Origin of the sequence: Arthrobacter sp. ZGTC131, from assembly GCF_002929275.1 — a bacterium.
In the GTDB taxonomy this organism is placed as follows: Bacteria; Actinomycetota; Actinomycetes; order Actinomycetales; family Micrococcaceae; genus Arthrobacter.
In genome coordinates this window covers 1,958-18,104 of sequence record NZ_PJIK01000002.1, presented here as the reverse complement: position 1 = coordinate 18,104, position 16,147 = coordinate 1,958, and the positions used below count along the sequence as shown (strand labels likewise).

General features: G+C 66.4%; 15 protein-coding genes (1 of these 15 only partly in view). 8 read left to right on the top strand and 7 right to left on the bottom strand.

All coding sequences use genetic code 11. From position 1 onward, the window contains the following. Positions 1-59 precede the first annotated feature (59 nt). Positions 60-2,273, bottom strand: coding sequence for a catalase (locus tag CXQ90_RS03190; protein ID WP_104136943.1), 2,214 nt, complete (start codon positions 2,271-2,273; stop codon positions 60-62). A gap of 280 nt (positions 2,274-2,553) precedes the next feature. On the opposite strand from CXQ90_RS03190, the gene CXQ90_RS03185 reads away from it, so the two are divergent. Continuing rightward, the gene (locus CXQ90_RS03185; RefSeq protein ID WP_104136941.1) at positions 2,554-3,465 is read left to right on the top strand and encodes an SRPBCC family protein; all 912 of its coding nucleotides are present in this window, start codon (positions 2,554-2,556) and stop codon (positions 3,463-3,465) included. A 120-nt stretch (positions 3,466-3,585) separates the two neighbouring features. On the opposite strand, the gene CXQ90_RS03180 is transcribed toward CXQ90_RS03185, so the two are convergent. Beyond that, complete coding sequence (locus tag CXQ90_RS03180) at positions 3,586-5,805, bottom strand: NADP-dependent isocitrate dehydrogenase (protein ID WP_104136940.1); 2,220 nt, start codon at positions 5,803-5,805, stop codon at positions 3,586-3,588. 369 nt (positions 5,806-6,174) lie between these two features. Between CXQ90_RS03180 and CXQ90_RS03175 the strand changes: the two genes are divergently transcribed. Both CXQ90_RS03175 and CXQ90_RS03170 read left to right on the top strand, forming a co-directional pair. Next, on the top strand, positions 6,175-7,125 hold the full coding sequence (locus CXQ90_RS03175; protein ID WP_308470538.1) for a hypothetical protein: 951 nt from the start codon (positions 6,175-6,177) through the stop codon (positions 7,123-7,125). Then, the gene (locus CXQ90_RS03170; protein ID WP_104136937.1) at positions 7,106-7,327 is read left to right on the top strand and encodes a hypothetical protein; all 222 of its coding nucleotides are present in this window, start codon (positions 7,106-7,108) and stop codon (positions 7,325-7,327) included. The genes CXQ90_RS03175 and CXQ90_RS03170 overlap by 20 nt, the downstream gene beginning before the upstream one ends. Before the next feature lie 122 nt (positions 7,328-7,449). Here the strand turns inward: CXQ90_RS03170 and purH are convergent, their stop codons facing one another. Further along, on the bottom strand, positions 7,450-9,135 hold the full coding sequence (gene purH, locus CXQ90_RS03165; RefSeq protein WP_104136935.1) for a bifunctional phosphoribosylaminoimidazolecarboxamide formyltransferase/IMP cyclohydrolase: 1,686 nt from the start codon (positions 9,133-9,135) through the stop codon (positions 7,450-7,452). Positions 9,136-9,287: 152 nt separating this feature from the next. Between purH and CXQ90_RS03160 the strand changes: the two genes are divergently transcribed. Beyond that, entirely contained in the window at positions 9,288-10,640 is a 1,353-nt protein-coding gene (locus CXQ90_RS03160; RefSeq protein ID WP_104136934.1) for an MFS transporter, read from the top strand. A 9-nt stretch (positions 10,641-10,649) separates the two neighbouring features. Here the strand turns inward: CXQ90_RS03160 and purN are convergent, their stop codons facing one another. Next, positions 10,650-11,225, bottom strand: a complete 576-nt coding sequence (gene purN, locus CXQ90_RS03155) for a phosphoribosylglycinamide formyltransferase (RefSeq protein WP_104136932.1) — start codon at positions 11,223-11,225, stop codon at positions 10,650-10,652. Between the two features lie 39 nt (positions 11,226-11,264). Between purN and CXQ90_RS03150 the strand changes: the two genes are divergently transcribed. Then, on the top strand, positions 11,265-11,699 hold the full coding sequence (locus CXQ90_RS03150; RefSeq protein WP_104136931.1) for a hypothetical protein: 435 nt from the start codon (positions 11,265-11,267) through the stop codon (positions 11,697-11,699). Positions 11,700-11,736: 37 nt separating this feature from the next. On the opposite strand, the gene CXQ90_RS03145 is transcribed toward CXQ90_RS03150, so the two are convergent. Continuing rightward, positions 11,737-13,053, bottom strand: a complete 1,317-nt coding sequence (locus CXQ90_RS03145; RefSeq protein ID WP_104136929.1) for a DUF6350 family protein — start codon at positions 13,051-13,053, stop codon at positions 11,737-11,739. A 174-nt stretch (positions 13,054-13,227) separates the two neighbouring features. Between CXQ90_RS03145 and CXQ90_RS03140 the strand changes: the two genes are divergently transcribed. Then, positions 13,228-13,689: a DUF4383 domain-containing protein gene (locus CXQ90_RS03140; protein ID WP_181038405.1), complete on the top strand. Its 462-nt coding sequence runs from the start codon at positions 13,228-13,230 to the stop codon at positions 13,687-13,689. 295 nt (positions 13,690-13,984) lie between these two features. Here the strand turns inward: CXQ90_RS03140 and CXQ90_RS03135 are convergent, their stop codons facing one another. Then, entirely contained in the window at positions 13,985-14,245 is a 261-nt protein-coding gene (locus CXQ90_RS03135; protein WP_258064345.1) for a hypothetical protein, read from the bottom strand. 83 nt (positions 14,246-14,328) lie between these two features. Here CXQ90_RS03135 and CXQ90_RS03130 point away from each other — a divergent pair, with 83 nt between their 5' ends. Continuing rightward, positions 14,329-15,369 carry a hypothetical protein gene (locus CXQ90_RS03130; RefSeq protein WP_146068842.1) on the top strand — a complete coding sequence of 347 codons (1,041 nt, stop codon included), beginning with the start codon at positions 14,329-14,331 and terminating at the stop codon, positions 15,367-15,369. A gap of 86 nt (positions 15,370-15,455) precedes the next feature. Next, positions 15,456-15,668: a hypothetical protein gene (locus CXQ90_RS03125; RefSeq protein ID WP_104136922.1), complete on the top strand. Its 213-nt coding sequence runs from the start codon at positions 15,456-15,458 to the stop codon at positions 15,666-15,668. Between the two features lie 290 nt (positions 15,669-15,958). On the opposite strand, the gene CXQ90_RS22800 is transcribed toward CXQ90_RS03125, so the two are convergent. After that, on the bottom strand, positions 15,959-16,147 hold the final stretch of the coding sequence (locus CXQ90_RS22800; RefSeq protein ID WP_104136921.1) for a MarR family winged helix-turn-helix transcriptional regulator. 579 nt of this gene lie beyond the right edge of the window; only the last 189 of its 768 coding nucleotides appear in the window; the start codon falls outside the window, past its right edge; the stop codon is at positions 15,959-15,961.

Genomic DNA, 16,147 nt, shown 5'->3' with positions numbered 1-16,147 from the left:
GCTCCCCTTACTCCCCTACGTCCTTACTTCCGGAATGCTCTAGTCAGCCGGACTGCCGGTCAGGAGACCGTCGGGAATCGCTCCCACGCCCGGTGCGCTGCGAGTAGCTCCTGGATCTTCGGGACCACCGCTTCGGGACCGTCACCGAGCACTACGCCGGCCGAGTCCTCCGGGATGCTCGCCGCGTCCACGCCCGCGGAACCTGAACCCCAGGCTCCAATGGCCTTCGCGTGACGGAATGCCTCGGACAGCAGGAGCACGATCCGGGGATCAAGCGATGCACCGGGTTCCCCGGCTTTGGCGTCGAGCCCCTGCTCAGCATCGTCGGCGGGTGCGCCGGATCCGGCCACGATGACGGCGTCAAACTCGGTGGAGCGTGCGGTGAGATAGGTGCGCTGGACCGGGATCCCGCCGTCGTTCTCCGCCCCCAGCGTCCCGCCCACCGGGGCGATGACCAAGGGAACGATTCCCGCGTCGTCGAGTGCTTTTCGAGCTGCATTCACAGCGTCCAGATCGCTGGACTCGTCCGCGACGATGCCGACAACGCGTCCGGCCACCGGCCAGTTCTGGCCCAGCTGGGACAGTGCCGGGCTGGGCTCGGAATCCGGGACGTCCTCCGTGGCCTCCGGAACCGGCATGCCCAGCCCCTTCGCTACCGCAGCGCAGAGCTCGGAATCGATGTTGGCCAGGGCCAGAAGCTGACGCTCGCGGATCGGCTTCTCGTAGCACTTGCCGAGTTCGAATGTGTAGGCCTGGATCACGTGGTCCTGCTCCACCGGGGTGAGGCTGCGGAAGAACAGCCGCACCTGGCTGAAGTGGTCCTCGAAGGAGGCGGGTGACTTCCGCTGCTTGATGGCCTCCGCCACCGCCTCCGGAACGTCCACGAATGCCCCCAGGTCCTGCCCTGCCTTGAACGGGCAGCCGCCGTCGAGCGAATTGGGGCGGTAGGGCGCCACTCCCCCGTGGACTGCCGACTGGTGCATGCCCTCGCGCAGCATGTCGTTCACGGGAGCGTGCGGCCGGTTGATGGGGATCTGCGCGAAGTTCGGCCCGCCGAGGCGGGAAATCTGCGTGTCGAGGTAGGAGAACAGGCGGACCTGCAGCAGCGGATCGTTGGTGACGTCGATTCCCGGCACCAGGTGCCCCGGATGGAAGGCAACCTGCTCAGTCTCGGCGAAGTAGTTGATCGGATTAGCGTTGAGCGTCATAAGCCCGATGGGCTGCACCGGGGCAAGTTCCTCCGGCACGAACTTGGTGGGATCCAGCAGGTCAATCCCCTCGAACATCTGGTCCTCGGTGTCGGGGAAGGTCTGGATTCCGAGCTCCCACTCCGGGTAGGCGCCGGCCTCAATGGCGTCGGCCAGATCCCTCCGGTGGAAATCCGGGTCCATGCCGTTGATGATCTGGGCTTCTTCCCAGACCAGGGAGTGCACGCCCTGCTTGGGCTTCCAATGGAATTTCACGAGGGTGGTGGCACCCTCGGCGTTGACGAGCCGGAACGTGTGGACGCCGAAGCCCTCCATGGTCCGGAACGAGCGCGGAATGCCGCGGTCGGACATGTTCCACATGGTGTGGGCCTGGGCCTCGGTGTGGAGCGACACAAAATCCCAAAACGTGTCGTGTGCGCTCTGGGCCTGCGGGATCTCCCGGTCGGGATGCGGCTTGGCTGCGTGGATGATATCCGGGAATTTGATGCCGTCCTGGATGAAGAACACCGGAATGTTGTTGCCGACCAGGTCGTAGGTGCCTTCGTCCGTGTAGAACTTGGTCGAGAAGCCCCGCGTATCCCGCACAGTGTCGGCGGAACCCCTGGAGCCCAGGACGGTGGAGAACCTGACGAACACCGGAGTTTCCACATCCTTGGCCAGGAATCCGGCCTTGGTGACGTTTGCTGCCGTTCCGTAAGACCGGAAGACGCCGTGGGCGCCTGCCCCGCGCGCGTGGACAACACGTTCCGGAATCCGCTCGTGGTCGAAGTGGGTGATCTTCTCGCGGAGATGGTGGTCCTGGAGCAGGATGGGCCCGCGCGGACCCGACTTGAGTGAATGGTCCGTATCGCCCAGCCTGAGTCCCTGCGCAGTGGTCAGATACTGGCCGGACTGTGCCCGGGCATGGACCGGAGCCCCCGTGGGGCTGCCTGTCGGCGACACTGCCTCCGGCCCCTGCTGGTCAGGTTTGGGCGGCAGCGGCTCCCGCGGCGCGGTGGGTTCGACGACGGCGGGCGGCTCAGCCGAGGGGGCTCCCGGAATGTTCACAGCATTTTCATCAGGCACAGGAAAGGTCCTTTCCGAGGGCGGCGGCCTAGCCGGGCAAGGCCCGCAGGCCAAAAGCTAAGCTTGCTTAGTACCCTAATGAACGGCGGCCGAAGTTCACAACCGGAATTCGCTATGTGGGCACCAGCTACTTTTCGTCAGCAAACGTCCTTGCAGTCTTCAATTGCTGTCCGGTTCCCGATACGTTGGGGGTGTTCCATCCGATCACCCAGCTATCAGGACCGCGGGCCAACCGCCCGCACGCTGAAAACCGCACGCACGCTGAAGGAGTGAACTACGCATGGCAACTGTTCAGCAATCCATCGACGTAAATGTCCCGGTTCGTCAGGCCTACAACCAATGGACCCAGTTCGAGGACTTCCCACATTTCATGAGCGGCGTCGACGCCGTGCGCCAAATCGATGACACCACTGTCCATTTCGAGACCAGCATCGCCGGTGTCAAGCGCGAATACGATGCCCAGATCACCGTCCAGGAACCCGATCAGCGCGTTACCTGGGAGAGCCTGAACGAGCCCCGTAACTCCGGCACCGTCTGGTTCGAGTCGCTGGGGCCGGACGAAACCAAGGTGAACGTGGAGCTGACCTGGGAGCCGGAATCGGCGATGGAGAAAATCGGCGCCGCGGTTGGCCTCGACTCGCGCCAGGTGGCGTCTGACCTGAGGAAGTTCAAGCAATTCATTGAGGGCCGTGATTCCGAAACCGGCGCCTGGCGTGAAAGCGTCAACGAGGGCGAAGCACCGGGCCAAGCCGGCGTGGCCGGCACTGCGGGAGCAGGACTGGGCGCCGCAGGCGCCGGGGCCGGCACTGCCGGAGCAGGACTGGGCGCCGCCGGCGCCGGGGCTGGAACCGCGGGAGCCGGTACCGGTGCCGGGGCCGGCACTGCGGGAGCAGGACTGGGTGCCGCCGGGGCCGGCACAGCGGGAGCCGGTGCCGGTGCCGGTGCCGGTACGGACGCCGGCTACGGTGCTGCCGACGACGGCACGGGCTACGCTTCCGGAGCCGGCATGGATGCGGTCCCCGGCCGCACGTACGAGTCTGGCGACGCCTACGACGCCGCCTCCACCGAACGGCCGGTCGACGCCGACCCGGATCTCGCCGTCGACGCGCCCTACGGGGACACGGAAACAGGTGAGCCGCGGACAGAGACGCGGCATACGGACACCCGCCGCGACGAGACGCCCGACCGCTAGGAACAGCGTCCGGGCCGGCAACCACCTGCTCCGGGCCGACGCCGAATAGACTGAAGCGCCCCGCCACTCGTTCGAGTGGCGGGGCGCTTCAGTGATCAATCCACGGCAAGCTGCCGGGGATCAGCTCAGGCTGGAAACAACCTTATTGAGCGTCGCCGACGGCCGCATGACAGCGGCAGCCTTGACGGCGTCCGGCCGGTAGTAGCCGCCGACGTCCACGGGCGAGCCCTGGATCTCCAGCAGCTCGGACACGATGGCCTGTTCATTGGACGCCAGAGCCTCGGCGACCTCGGCGAAGGACGATGCCAGCTCTGCGTCCTCGGTCTGCTTGGCCAACTCCTGGGCCCAGTACAGCGCCAGGTAGTAGTGGCTGCCGCGGTTGTCGAGCTCGCCAACCTTGCGCTTCGGGGACTTGTCTTCCAGCAGGAAAGTACCGGTGGCGCGGTCCAGGGTGTCGGCCAGGACCTGTGCCCGGGCGTTGTCCGTGGTGTTGGCAAGGTGCTCGAAGCTGACGGCCAGGGCCAGGAACTCACCCAGGCTGTCCCAGCGGAGGTGGTTTTCCTGCAGCAGCTGCTGGACGTGCTTGGGGGCGGATCCGCCGGCGCCGGTCTCGAAGAGCCCTCCGCCATTGATCAGCGGAACGACGGACAGCATCTTGGCGCTGGTGCCGAGTTCCAGGATCGGGAACAGGTCCGTCAGGTAGTCGCGGAGCACGTTGCCGGTGACGGAGATGGTGTCCTCGCCCTTGCGGATGCGCTCCAGGGTGAATGCCGTGGCCTTCTCCGGGGACAGGATTTCGATCTGCAGGCCCTCGGTGTCGTGTTCCTTGAGGTATTCGCGGACCTTTTCGATCAGCTTGGCGTCGTGCGCACGGGCCTCGTCAAGCCAGAACACCGCGGGCGTCTGCGAGGCGCGGGCGCGGGTGACGGCCAGCTTGACCCAGTCGCGGATCGGCAGGTCCTTGGTCTGGCAGGCGCGCCAGATGTCGCCGGGCGTCACCTCGTGTTTGATCAGGACAGCCCCTGAGCCGTCCACGATCTGCACCTTGCCGGGAGCCTGGATTTCGAAGGTCTTGTCGTGGCTGCCGTACTCCTCCGCGGCCTGGGCCATGAGGCCGACGTTCGGCACGGTGCCCATGGTGGTGGGATCGAAGGCGCCGTTGGCGCGGCAGTCGTCGATGACCACCTGGTAGATACCGGCGTAGGAGCTGTCCGGAAGAACCGCCAGGGTGTCGGCTTCCTTGCCGTCCGGGCCCCACATGTGGCCGGAGGAGCGGATCATGGCCGGCATGGAGGCATCCACGATGATGTCGCTCGGGACGTTCAGGCTGGTGATGCCCTTGTCCGAATCGACCATGGCAAGGGCGGGGCCTTCTTCCAGGCCCTTCTTGATGGCGGCCTTGACGCCTTCACGGACATCCTCCGGCAGGTCATCCAGTCCGCTCAGAATGGCGGCGAGGCCGTTGTTGGGGCTGATGCCGGCAGCGGCCAGCTGCTTGCCGTAGGTGTCAAACAGTTCCGAGAAATACGCCTTGACCACGTGGCCGAAGATGATGGGGTCCGAGACCTTCATCATGGTGGCCTTCAGGTGCGCGGAGAAGAGCACGCCCTCGTTTTTCGCCCGGGCAACCTGGGCGGCGAGGAACTCGTCCAGCGCGGCGGCGCGCATCACGGTGCCGTCGATCACTTCGCCGGCGAGAACCGGGAAGGCCTTCTTCAGGACCTTGACGGTGCCGTCTTCGCGGACCAGCTGGATTTCTATGGTGCCGTCGGCGGGGACCACCACGGACTTTTCGTTGGAACGGAAGTCGTTGGCGTCCATGTGCGCAACGTTGGTCTTGGAGTCTGCTGACCACGCGCCCATGGAATGCGGGTTCTGGCGGGCGTAGTTCTTCACGGAAAGCGGCGCGCGCCGGTCCGAGTTGCCCTCGCGCAGGACGGGGTTCACGGCGGAGCCCTTGATCTTGTCGTAGCGGGAGCGGATGACGGTTTCTTCGTCCGACGACGGGTTGTCCGGGTAGTCGGGCAGCTTGTAGCCCTGGGCCTGGAGCTCCGCGATGGCTGCCTTCAGCTGCGGGACGGAGGCGCTGATGTTCGGCAGCTTGATGATGTTGGCTTCCGGCTTCTTCGCCAGTTCGCCAAGTTCAGCAAGGGCGTCGCTAATCCGCTGCTCTTCGGTGAGGTAGTCGCCGAATACGGCGATGATGCGGCCGGCCAGGGAAATGTCGCGGGTTTCCACCTGCACACCTGCGGTCGAGGCAAACGCCTCAACGATCGGCAGGAACGAATATGTGGCCAGCATCGGCGCTTCGTCGGTGTGGGTATAGATAATTTTGGCCATGCTCGGGCGTCTCCCTGAAGGTCGGCTTGTATATGGAAATCCGGTCTATTTCACCAACCTTTAACTTACCCGAGGAGACCGTTTTGAACCCTACCGGATGGTCCGGACGCGGTTCCGTGACCGCGCCCCTGGGCGTTCCGTGGCCAGAATCCATTGTCCGAAACCCTGCGGAGCCCTATCTTTAGCTCATGAAGGAAATCCGCTCCGGCGGCTGAATGCACCAGTGAACCCCTTGCGGCGGGGAAATATCGACATCACCCTACACTCGGCCGGCAGCACCATCGCCCGCCCTCCACCCCGATAGGTAGGACCGCAATGACGCGCAAGAAGACTCTGGCGACCAGCCTTGTGAGCCTGTCAACTGGTTTGATGCTGGCTCTGTCCACGGCCGTCGGCGCGACGGCTGCTCCCGCAAAGACGCAGGACTCCGGCCAGCCGCAGGTCACCAGCACCGCAGTTTCCAATTCATCTACGGACCAATACTGGACGCCTGAGCGCATGCGGGCCGCCGTCCCCGGCGAGGTCCTGGCTGACAGGGCAGTTGCCCGTCAGATCAACCAGGGCCCGTCTGGCGCTTCAGACGACGTGGAAAGAGGCTCCAGCACGAAGATTGCGGGCACATCGGCGCAGCCCTCGCTGCAGGCGCTGCATGCCGACGTCCCCGCCATCAAGCACATCGGGAAGGTCTTCTTCACCATGGCCGGCGCCAATTACGTGTGCTCCGGCAATTCGGTGATCTCCGAGAACGAGAGCACCGTCTCGACTGCCGGCCACTGCGTCAACGAGGGCCCCGGCGCCTTCGTCAAGAACTTCGTCTTTGTTCCTGGTTACGTCGACGGTAGGGCGCCCTTCGGGAAGTGGCCTGCCAGGAAGCTGTACGCTCCGTCGCAGTGGAGCAAGTTGGGGAACATTCAGTACGACACGGGATTCGCCGTGGTCTCCCAGCTTAACGGCGAGAGCCTGGCCGACGTCGTAGGCGCATCAGGCGTCCAGTTCAGCCAGCCGCGCGGAATGACCTATACGTCGTACGGCTATCCGGCTGCGGTCCCGTTCACGGGCCAGACCCTGGTCAGCTGCACGGGCAAGGCCGGCATTGACGCCATCAATCCCCAGTTCAAAACCCAGGGCATTCCGTGTGACATGACTGGCGGCGCTTCAGGCGGCCCGTGGTTTATCCAGGGCGGCACCGACGCCGAGTCCAGCGGTTACCAGAACTCCGTCAACAGCTACGGCTACGGCACGCGGTCCACCACGATGTTCGGACCGTACTGGGGACAGACCATAGAGAAGGTTTTCAAGTATGCCTCGTCCGCCGGCTGACGGCATCGGGCCGGCGGAGTCGCCGTCCCGTGACGTACCGGATGAAGCCGTGAGCCACTCCGATGTCGTAGAGACGCCGGAGGAGGTCCTGGCTTACTGGACGCCGGAGCGGATGGCCCAGGCACAGCCCCGGGAGATCCGGGTCCCAGTGGCGGATGACGAACCCGGCACCGAGCCCGAGCCCGAGCCCGAGGACAACTGAATCAAAGTTAACGCCCGACGGCGGCCGTCCCCCTGAGGGGCGACCGCCGTCCTACGTGGTGCTGGGCCCACGCCGCCCGGGTTCCCTGACCGAGCGCAGCGAGGTTAGGGAGGCGGTGGGGACTAGTGGAAGAAGTGGCGTGCTCCCGTGAAGTACATGGTGATGCCCGCCGCGTTAGCGGCCGCGATGACTTCGTCGTCCCGGACGGAACCGCCGGGCTGGACCACGGCGCGGACGCCGGCGTCGATCAGGATCTGCAGGCCGTCGGCGAACGGGAAGAACGCATCGGAGGCTGCGACCGCACCGCGGGCACGCTCCGGTGCGCCGCTCGCGCCTGATTCTGTCGTCCCGACGTTAGACGCACCGCCGGCGCCATCGACGTCGGATTCCACGTTCACGCCGAGAGTGTTGGCGCGCTCGACGGCAAGCTTGCAGGAGTCCAGGCGGTTGACCTGGCCCATGCCGATGCCTACTGCGGCACCGTGATCGGCCAGCAGGATGGCGTTGGACTTGGCGGCGCGGCAGGCGGTCCAGGCGAAGGCGAGGTCGGCCAGCGTGGCGTCGTCGGCGGCCTCACCGGCGGCGAGGGTCCAGTTGCCCGGGTTGTCGCCGTCGGCGTCCACCTTGTCGGAGATCTGGACGAGCACGCCGCCGGAAACCTGGCGGATTTCCGCCGGGTAGCGGTCGTAGCCTTCGGGTAGCGCCAGCAGGCGGATGTTCTTCTTCTTGGCGAGAATTTCCACGGCCTCCGGCTCGAAGCCCGGCGCGATGACCACTTCGGTGAAGATGCCGGCCACGGTGCGCGCCATGCCAGCCGTGACGGTGCGGTTGGCTGCGATGACGCCGCCAAAAGCGGAGACGGGGTCGCAGGCGTGCGCCTTGGCGTGGGCGTCCGCGATCGGATCCGCCGCATCGGCGGAGCCCACGGCCACGCCGCACGGGTTGGCGTGCTTGATGATCGCGACGGCCGGCTCCGCGAAGTCGTAGGCCGCGCGGAGGGCGGCGTCTGCGTCCACGAAGTTGTTGTAGCTCATGGCCTTGCCGTGCAGCTGATCGGCCTGGGCGATGCCCGCGGGAGCGGCCTTGTCCACGTACAGGGCGGCCTGCTGGTGCGGGTTTTCGCCGTAGCGGAGCACCTCGGAGCGTTCCAGGGCGAGGCCGGCGTAAGCGGGCCAGTCGATCACGCCGTCGCCGTCTTCGTCGAGGAACTGGCTGGCGGTCCATGTGGCCACGGCGTTGTCGTACGTGGCCGTGTGCGCGAAGGCGCGGGCGGCGAGCCGGCGGCGGGTCTTCAGGTCGAAGCCGCCCTCCGCCGCGGCGCGGACAACCTCGCCGTAGAAGTTCGGGTCAACCACAATCGCGACGGCGGCGTGGTTCTTCGCGGCGGACCGCACCATCGCGGGGCCGCCGATGTCGATCTGCTCCACCACGTCATCCTGCGCGGCACCGGACTTCACGGTCTCCACGAACGGGTACAGGTTCACCACGACGAGGTCGAACGGCTCGATGTCCATGCCGGCAAGGGTTTCCATGTGGGCCGGCACGCGGCGGTCCGCGAGGATGCCGCCGTGGACCCGCGGGTGGAGGGTCTTGACGCGGCCGTCCAGCATCTCCGGAGAGCCGGTGACTTCCTCGACTTCCTGGACCGGGATGCCGGCGGCGGCGATTTTCTTGGCCGTGGAGCCGGTGGAAACGATCTTGACGCCCGCTGCGTGCAGGCCCTTCGCGAGCTCCTCCAGACCGGTTTTGTCGTAGACCGAGATCAGGGCTCGGCGGATGGGAACACGGTCAAGCTGAGTCAAGCTCACAAAAGTCTCCGTCGTTGTACACGGTTGAGGCCGCGGCTGGTGGGATACGGGCCAGTTTATCGCGTCCCCGGACGTGCCCTTCCAGCAAGCCGGAGTGTGAAGGCGGCTCGCTCCGGGTGCGGCGCAACGTAAGGTTTTAACAGGAGGCCGAGATGAACATTTACACCACTGTGCCTAGCGGCGAACAGGTGGTCCAGGAATTGCCGTGGCGCTGGAAGGTCCAGGGCAAGATCTTCGTGATCGGCGGCCTGGGCTTCATGTTCGATGCCTGGGACGTGACCCTCAACGGCATCCTGATCCCTCTGTTGTCCGACCACTGGCAGCTCACGCCCGGCGAAGCGGGCTGGATCGGCACCGCCAACCTGATCGGCATGGCCCTCGGCGCATTCATCTGGGGCACCATCGCGGACACGATCGGCCGCAAGAAGGCCTTCACCGCGACGCTGCTGATCTTCTCGCTCTTCACTGTGCTCGGCGCCTTCTCCCCCGATTTCACCTGGTTCTGCGTGTTCCGGTTCATGGCCGGAGTCGGCCTGGGCGGCTGCATTCCGGTGGACTATGCACTGGTTGGTGAATTCACGCCGCGGAAGCAGCGCGGCAAGGTCCTCACGGCGATGGACGGCTGGTGGCCGGTGGGAGCGGCGCTGTGCGGCTTCGTGTCCGCCGGGCTGGTGGCGGCTTTCGCGGACTGGCGCCTCACCATGCTGGTGATGGTGCTGCCGGCCCTGCTCGTGTTCTGGGTGCGCCGCAGCGTGCCCGAGTCGCCGCTGTTCCTGATCCGCAAGGGCCGCCGCGAGGAAGCGGCCAAGGTGATCGACGATCTGGTCCTGGCCACCGGAGCCGAGCCGCGTGCCTACAGCCTGCCCGATCCGCAGTCCGTCCCCCGCCTTTCGCCCGGCAGCGCATGGCAGACGCTGCGCGGTGTCTGGCAGTTCAACTGGAAAATCACGGCGGCGTCCTGGGCGCTGTTCCTGAGCATCCTGCTGGTCTACTACCTGTCCCTCACGTGGATGCCCCGGATCCTTATCGGCGCCGGGTTCGCCGAGTACAAGGCGTTCCTGACAACGGCGGGAATGGCCGCCGTCGGGCTTCTTGGCGTGGTGGCGGCAGCGCTCCTGGTGGAGCGCGTGGGCCGCAAGTGGCTGCTGGCCATTACCGGGCCGGCGTCCGCCCTGATCCTGGTGATCGTGGCGTTCGTGGTGGACATTCCGACGGCGGCCGTGTTCTGGCTGCTGGTGTTCGGCTTCGTGGTGCAGGTGGCCATTCCCGTTCTGTACACCTACGTGTCCGAGCTCTACCCCACCGAGCTGCGGGGATCGGGCTTTGGCTGGGCGTCCACGTTCTCGCGGCTGGGGGCAGGCTTCGGCCCGCTGATCTTCGCGAATTACTTCTGGCCCCAGCTGGGGCTGGCAACGTCGTTCGCCCTGGCCGGCGGCCTGGTGGTGCTGGCCGTGCTGTGGATGATGTTCTTCTCCCCCGAGACCCGGCAGCGCCGCCTCGAGTAGCGCCGACTGCTAGTTGGAAGAGTGCGCCGCGGCCAGGGACGCGAGGGTGGACACCAGCAGCCGGCGCTCCACCACCTTGATCCGTTCGTGCAGGCTTTCCTCGGTATCGCCGTCCTCGACGGCCACCGCCTCCTGGGCGATGATGGGCCCGGTGTCCACTCCGGCGTCGGCCCAGTGCACTGTGCAGCCGGTGACCTTCACGCCGTAGGCCATGGCATCGCGGACGCCGTGTGCTCCGGGGAAGGAGGGCAGCAGGGCGGGGTGGGTGTTGAGGTATTTGCCGTCGAAGGCATCGATGAATTCCGGGCTCACGATCCGCATGAAGCCGGAGGACACCACCACGTCCGGCTGGTATGCCTCCACCGCTTCGGTCAGTGCCGCGTTCCACTCCGCGCGGTCCGCGTACGCCTTGAAGTCCACCACGAACGTGGGGATTCCGGCGGCGGCGGAGCGCTCCACGCCGAACGTCCCCGGCCGGTCCGCGCCCACCGCGGCGATCTCCACGTCCAGTTCCCCGGCTTGCACGGCGTCGATGACGGCCTGGAGATTGGAGCCGGTTCCGGAAACGAGGACTACGATGCGCATTGGTCCAGCTTAGGCGGCTGCTCGCGTAGGCTGGAAAACATGAACCCCACCCCGGGCCCGAACGGGTCCCAGCGGACCAGGCATCCGCTCAGCGAGGCCGCAAAATCATCGCTGCTGAAGACGCACACCCTGTTCCGCATGTTCATTGTGGCGGTGCTGGGCTCGTTCTTTGTCTTCCAGCTGGACATCGCGTACCTGTGGCTCGCCGCCATCCTGACAGTGGCCGCGATCGTGCTGGGGATCATGGTGCTCATCCGCGCCATCAAGCTCAAGGAGTCGAAGCTCGTGCTCTTCGGCACCATCTCCGGCCTGGTGGTGTCCGCCGTGATGGTCCTGATCGTGCTGACCTCGGCGCTGTTCTACAACCAGGTCCGCGACTACCAGCAGTGCGCCCGGCATGCCCTGACCAGCAAGGCCAGCACCGATTGCCGCGTCCAGCTGGAGAACTCGTTGCCCGGCCAGTTCCGCCCGTAACCTCTCAGCGGGCGAGACTCCAGAGGCGCCCGCCGGGCTACTTGCCCTGCGCAGCCCCGAGGTCCGCTTCCCGCTGCTGCCGGCGTTCCAGCCACGGCCCCGCCGCGTATCCGACGACGACGCCGATGCCCACTTCCGCTGCCAGCCAGACTGCCGTCCACAACGGGTCGGGGCCGATGTCCGTGAGTCGTCCGATTCCGGCCGATCCCCGCGCGATCGAGGCCAGTGCCCCCGCCAGCAGGCCTGCCACCGCGCCGATGATGATGCCAAGGGCCAGGGTGGAGACGGCGGCCGTGAACCAGCGGGTGCGGACTTTGATGGACAGCCATTCGTCGAAGTGGTTTTCGCCTTCGCGCAGGAACCACCAGCCAGCCAGGACTCCGGCGAGCACGGGCACCACGAGGGCCACGAACCCGAAGTCCAGCGGCCCGGCGGGGATGGCGGCAAACACCGGGACCGACGGCAGCGGCCCAACAGCGGTGCCGAGTGGGCCCACCTGCGATCCTGCGCCGAGCGCAAAGCCCGAGCCGGACACCCAGGCGAGCGCGAACACGGCCAGGTTGGGGATGAAGCCGAGCTGGGCGATGGTGAGGACGGCGCCTCCCCAGGCCCCGGCGTCGAGCCCTTCATAAACCGCCACCACCAGGTTCCAGTGGATGAAGAGGTCCGCGGCCAGCAGCGCCGAAGCCATCGCCAGCGCCGCCATGACCGCCACGGACCCCGCCTTCGCGGCGGAGGCCAGATAGGACCCCGCCCAGCGGGAGTGCTGGCTGGTGCGGGCAATCCAGTCCACGGCGTCGACGCCGATCAGCCGGCTCCAGGATCCGGCCTCGCGCCGGGCGCCGATCACCATGCCCAGGGCAAACGGGACCAGGGGCAGCAGGGCCGCCCACCAAAGGAACACCTCCACCTCATCCGTCCTGCAGACGAAGCCGGTGGTGATGCCGAAGGCCGCATAGACGAGCCAGGAACCCAGCAGCGCCTGCCACAGCTGGTCCGTATAGGAGGCACGGGCCAGGCGCCGGCCGGCACGCCAGGCGAGCAGGAACGGGATGAGCGTCAGGCCCAGCGGGATGAGCGAGAGCGTGCCTGTTTCCGGACGGGCCGCGGCGCCTTCGCCAACGGTGGTCAGGTACAGGGGAACGCCGTGGATGACCAGCCACGCCTGGCCGGCAAGGCGCGCCAGGACGTCGAGATGCGTGTCCCGGAAACCGGACGTTGCCCACACCACCGCGATGGGCGCGATGACCGCCAGGGCCGAAATGATTGCCGCCTGGGCTGACTCCAGCCCGCCCTGCAGCCACAGGGGCATGGGAAGGCCACGGTCTCCGGTCTGATCAGCGCGCAGTTTCATCGTGCTCCATCGTGCCACGGGCGGCCTCGCCCGGCCGTTCCGACAGGCTCAATCCCGTGAGAACGCGGCGTGGCGGGAGGATCGGGAAGGCTCCCACCGCGGTTGTTCCCGGCGCTTTTTCGAGAGGACCGACGTAAAATTAGGTTGTCCGCAATCAGTGGTTGGAGGCAGAAAATGACTACCGCATCCCCACATGCGCACGGCGTTCACTTTGGCAGGACAGATGTCCAGAACGTCGGCATGGGTGTTGGTATTGTCGCGATGGTGGGTGGTGTCCTGGCGTTTATCCCGGGAATCACCGCACGGTATGGCGAACTGATGTTCCTTGGGCCTAATTCGCACGCTCTGCTGTTTGGCCTGTTCCAGGTATCCATCCTGCTCAACATTGTGCAGCTGGTTATCGGCGGAACCGGCTGGGCCATGTCCCGCAGCGAAATGGGTGCCCGCAGGTTCCTCCTGGGCGCCGGTGCACTGTACATCATCCTCAGCATCTACGGGCTCAGTGTCGGAGTGGATTCGGCGGCCAATTTCCTGTCGCTGAACATGACGGACAACTGGACCCTCTTGGTGGCGGGGGTACTGATGATTGCCGCCGGCTGGATGTTCTCGCGTCATCTGGCCGATGACAGGAAATAAACCCGGAACGCGAACGCCGGGAACTAGGAGCCGCGAATGAGTAGATATCTAATCTGAATATTCGTACTACCGGTTGGTGCAGGTGACCCGCGCAAGTTCGTGGGCAGCTGCACCAGCTCTGTGTCCGGAGGACTCCCGGTGCCCCCGGCGTCCGATCCGCTTTCCTGGCCGCGCTGACCGAGGAAGCCGCCTCCTGGCGACGGCCTCGGGGCGGTGCGAACGTTCGTTGTACATCCACCCGGCCGTGTGGGTGGACTGCGAGGGCCTGCGATCCGGTATGCCCGCTCGATGCGTCCTAGAAGCGGATCAACGAGTACGGCTGGCTCGGCAGATTGCCCGCCGTCCACGGGCGCTGCGACGGTTCTTCAGGCATATGGCCGCGTCCCTCGCGCAGGACTTCCCGCACCGTGGCGGCGATTGCCACAACGGCGATGACTGCCAGAATAACCAGGACGACGACGATCGAACCCGACATTTTTCCAACACCTCTTGCATTAATTTTACGGCTGCGGAACCGGCGGATCGCTGCCTGCCGGCCATAAATGAGTGTGCCCAAGCGGCGTTCGAACATTCTTGGCCTAGACGGAACCGGGGCCCGGGCATATTCTGGTCTCCCATTGCCTCTGGGGGGTGTATCGGATGGGCAGCAGCATGCTTCTTGTTTGCTCCGCTGCCGTGCGCGCCGTTGTGGTGCCGGCTATCGTCACCCTTGCTTGGCTCATCTGGGGGGCTGCCCCCGCCGAGGCATCGACGCTGGACGCCGGGCCCGCCGTAATCGGCGGCACCACGCCGGCCGCCAGCACTTCGAGCGCCGTATCAGCGCACGTCCCCGCACCAGCGGCAAGTCCGCTGCGGGCCGCGCCGAGCGTCCCGGGCCTCCCGAAACTCAAGGCTGCCGTCACCACCACCGTCACAGCCGTGGCTGGCACCGCGGCCGGCACTGCAGACTCCCTGTCCGGCGCCGCCAACACCACACTCCGCTCAGTAACCGGCACCGCCAACACCGTCGTCGGCGAGGCGGCCGCCGTCGTCACAGACGCCGCAGTCACGCCGGTGACCGAGACGGCAGCCCCGGTACTTGCCGAAATGCACAAAGTCATCGACGTCGTAGAAGACGCCGTACACTCGGTGCCCCCGGTTGTTTCAGTGTCGGGCGTGGCGCCTCAGGCCGTTCCCACGCCGTGGCAGCCGCGGCGGGGAGTGATCGTCCCGGGCGCAGATCCGGGCACCGTCGGGACCACTCCCGTAGTGAACTCCCCGCCCGCCAATGCCCCCGAAGCCGCAGCGGACAAGTCACACGCCGCGCCATCCCGTGGCGCACGCAACCAATCTCAGGGCACCTCACTCGCTCGAACCGCAGACGGACAGCAACTGGGTGCTTCCGGCCCGTCGCTGGCACAGCTGCAGATGACCACGCCGCACCGCCCCGAAACAGCCGGGGCGGTCCAGGCCGGGCCCGCCGGCCTGCCCGGCGCCGTGCCGCATCAGGAACGCCTCGCGGTCCTTGCCAAGGGCCCGTCCGGATCGTCGGCCTCGGGATCCGAAGGCTCCGGCGCCCAGGCAGGGGATCTTGCCGGGTCCTGGAGCGGCTTACACCTCGGTACCGGCGCACGGCTGCACGACGCCAACCAATCCGTTCCTGCCAGCCCCACCTTCGATCCGGGGTCTTCCCCCGACTGAACAGGTCAGCTCTGCCCTCATCACAGCAGAAATGACCACGTGCGCCATCGGCGTACGGCTCAAATGTTCAGTCAGGAGAAAATGTCATGTCTACACATACCCAACTGCCCACTGCCCCGCGTCCTGCCCTGCAATCATCCGGAGCCGTTCGCGGCCACTCAGCCCAGGCCCGGTCGGGCATCGGCAACTGGCCGGATCCCATGCGCGGCCACATCGGCAACTGGCCCGATCCCATGTCGGGAATCATCGGCAACTGGCCGGACCCGATGGCCCAGCGCGGACGGGCTGCGAGGTCCTAGGCGACCCACACCAAGGCAGAGCAATAACATTCCGAAGAGAACCACGAAGGACGCTGTACCCGCGCTGCCAAGGTGCGGCGCGGGCACACCGTCGAAATCCATCTATCCACACTTCCCGGCTGCATCCCGGACGACTGCCATCCGGGTGCATTGTGCTGCGGCCCAAGGCTTTGCCGTGCGAGGGCACGCCCTTCGAGGGCCTATCACATCAGTGCTTGGCGCCTGACGGCACGCCCTTCGAGGGCTTAGCGGATCAGCCTTTGGGACCTAACGGCTCGCCGGTAGAGAGCTCAGTCCCGCGTGCCCGGCGTCCTGTCAGCCGGCTCTTCTGCCGTGGCCATAGGCGGCGTGCCGTCAGGGTCCTCCGGGCCCGGTGGGCGATCCCCGGCCGTAGTCGGCGTGCCGCCCGGGTCCTCCGCGCCCGTTGCGCGATCCCCGTCCGTTGGGCGATCCTCGCCCGTAGTCGGCGTGCCGCCCGG

Bases quoted from the DNA above. Each gene is read 5' to 3' on its own strand.
- CXQ90_RS03145 (WP_104136929.1), bottom strand. From the start codon at position 13,053: ATGAAACTGCGCGCTGATCAGACCGGAGACCGTGGCCTTCCCATGCCC.
- purN (WP_104136932.1), bottom strand. From the start codon at position 11,225: ATGCGCATCGTAGTCCTCGTTTCCGGAACCGGCTCCAATCTCCAGGCC.
- CXQ90_RS03185 (WP_104136941.1), top strand. From the start codon at position 2,554: ATGGCAACTGTTCAGCAATCCATCGACGTAAATGTCCCGGTTCGTCAG.
- CXQ90_RS03170 (WP_104136937.1), top strand. From the start codon at position 7,106: ATGCCTCGTCCGCCGGCTGACGGCATCGGGCCGGCGGAGTCGCCGTCC.
- CXQ90_RS03125 (WP_104136922.1), top strand. From the start codon at position 15,456: ATGTCTACACATACCCAACTGCCCACTGCCCCGCGTCCTGCCCTGCAA.
- CXQ90_RS03130 (WP_146068842.1), top strand. From the start codon at position 14,329: ATGGGCAGCAGCATGCTTCTTGTTTGCTCCGCTGCCGTGCGCGCCGTT.
- CXQ90_RS03180 (WP_104136940.1), bottom strand. From the start codon at position 5,805: ATGGCCAAAATTATCTATACCCACACCGACGAAGCGCCGATGCTGGCC.
- CXQ90_RS03150 (WP_104136931.1), top strand. From the start codon at position 11,265: ATGAACCCCACCCCGGGCCCGAACGGGTCCCAGCGGACCAGGCATCCG.
- CXQ90_RS03160 (WP_104136934.1), top strand. From the start codon at position 9,288: ATGAACATTTACACCACTGTGCCTAGCGGCGAACAGGTGGTCCAGGAA.
- CXQ90_RS03140 (WP_181038405.1), top strand. From the start codon at position 13,228: ATGACTACCGCATCCCCACATGCGCACGGCGTTCACTTTGGCAGGACA.
- CXQ90_RS03175 (WP_308470538.1), top strand. From the start codon at position 6,175: ATGCTGGCTCTGTCCACGGCCGTCGGCGCGACGGCTGCTCCCGCAAAG.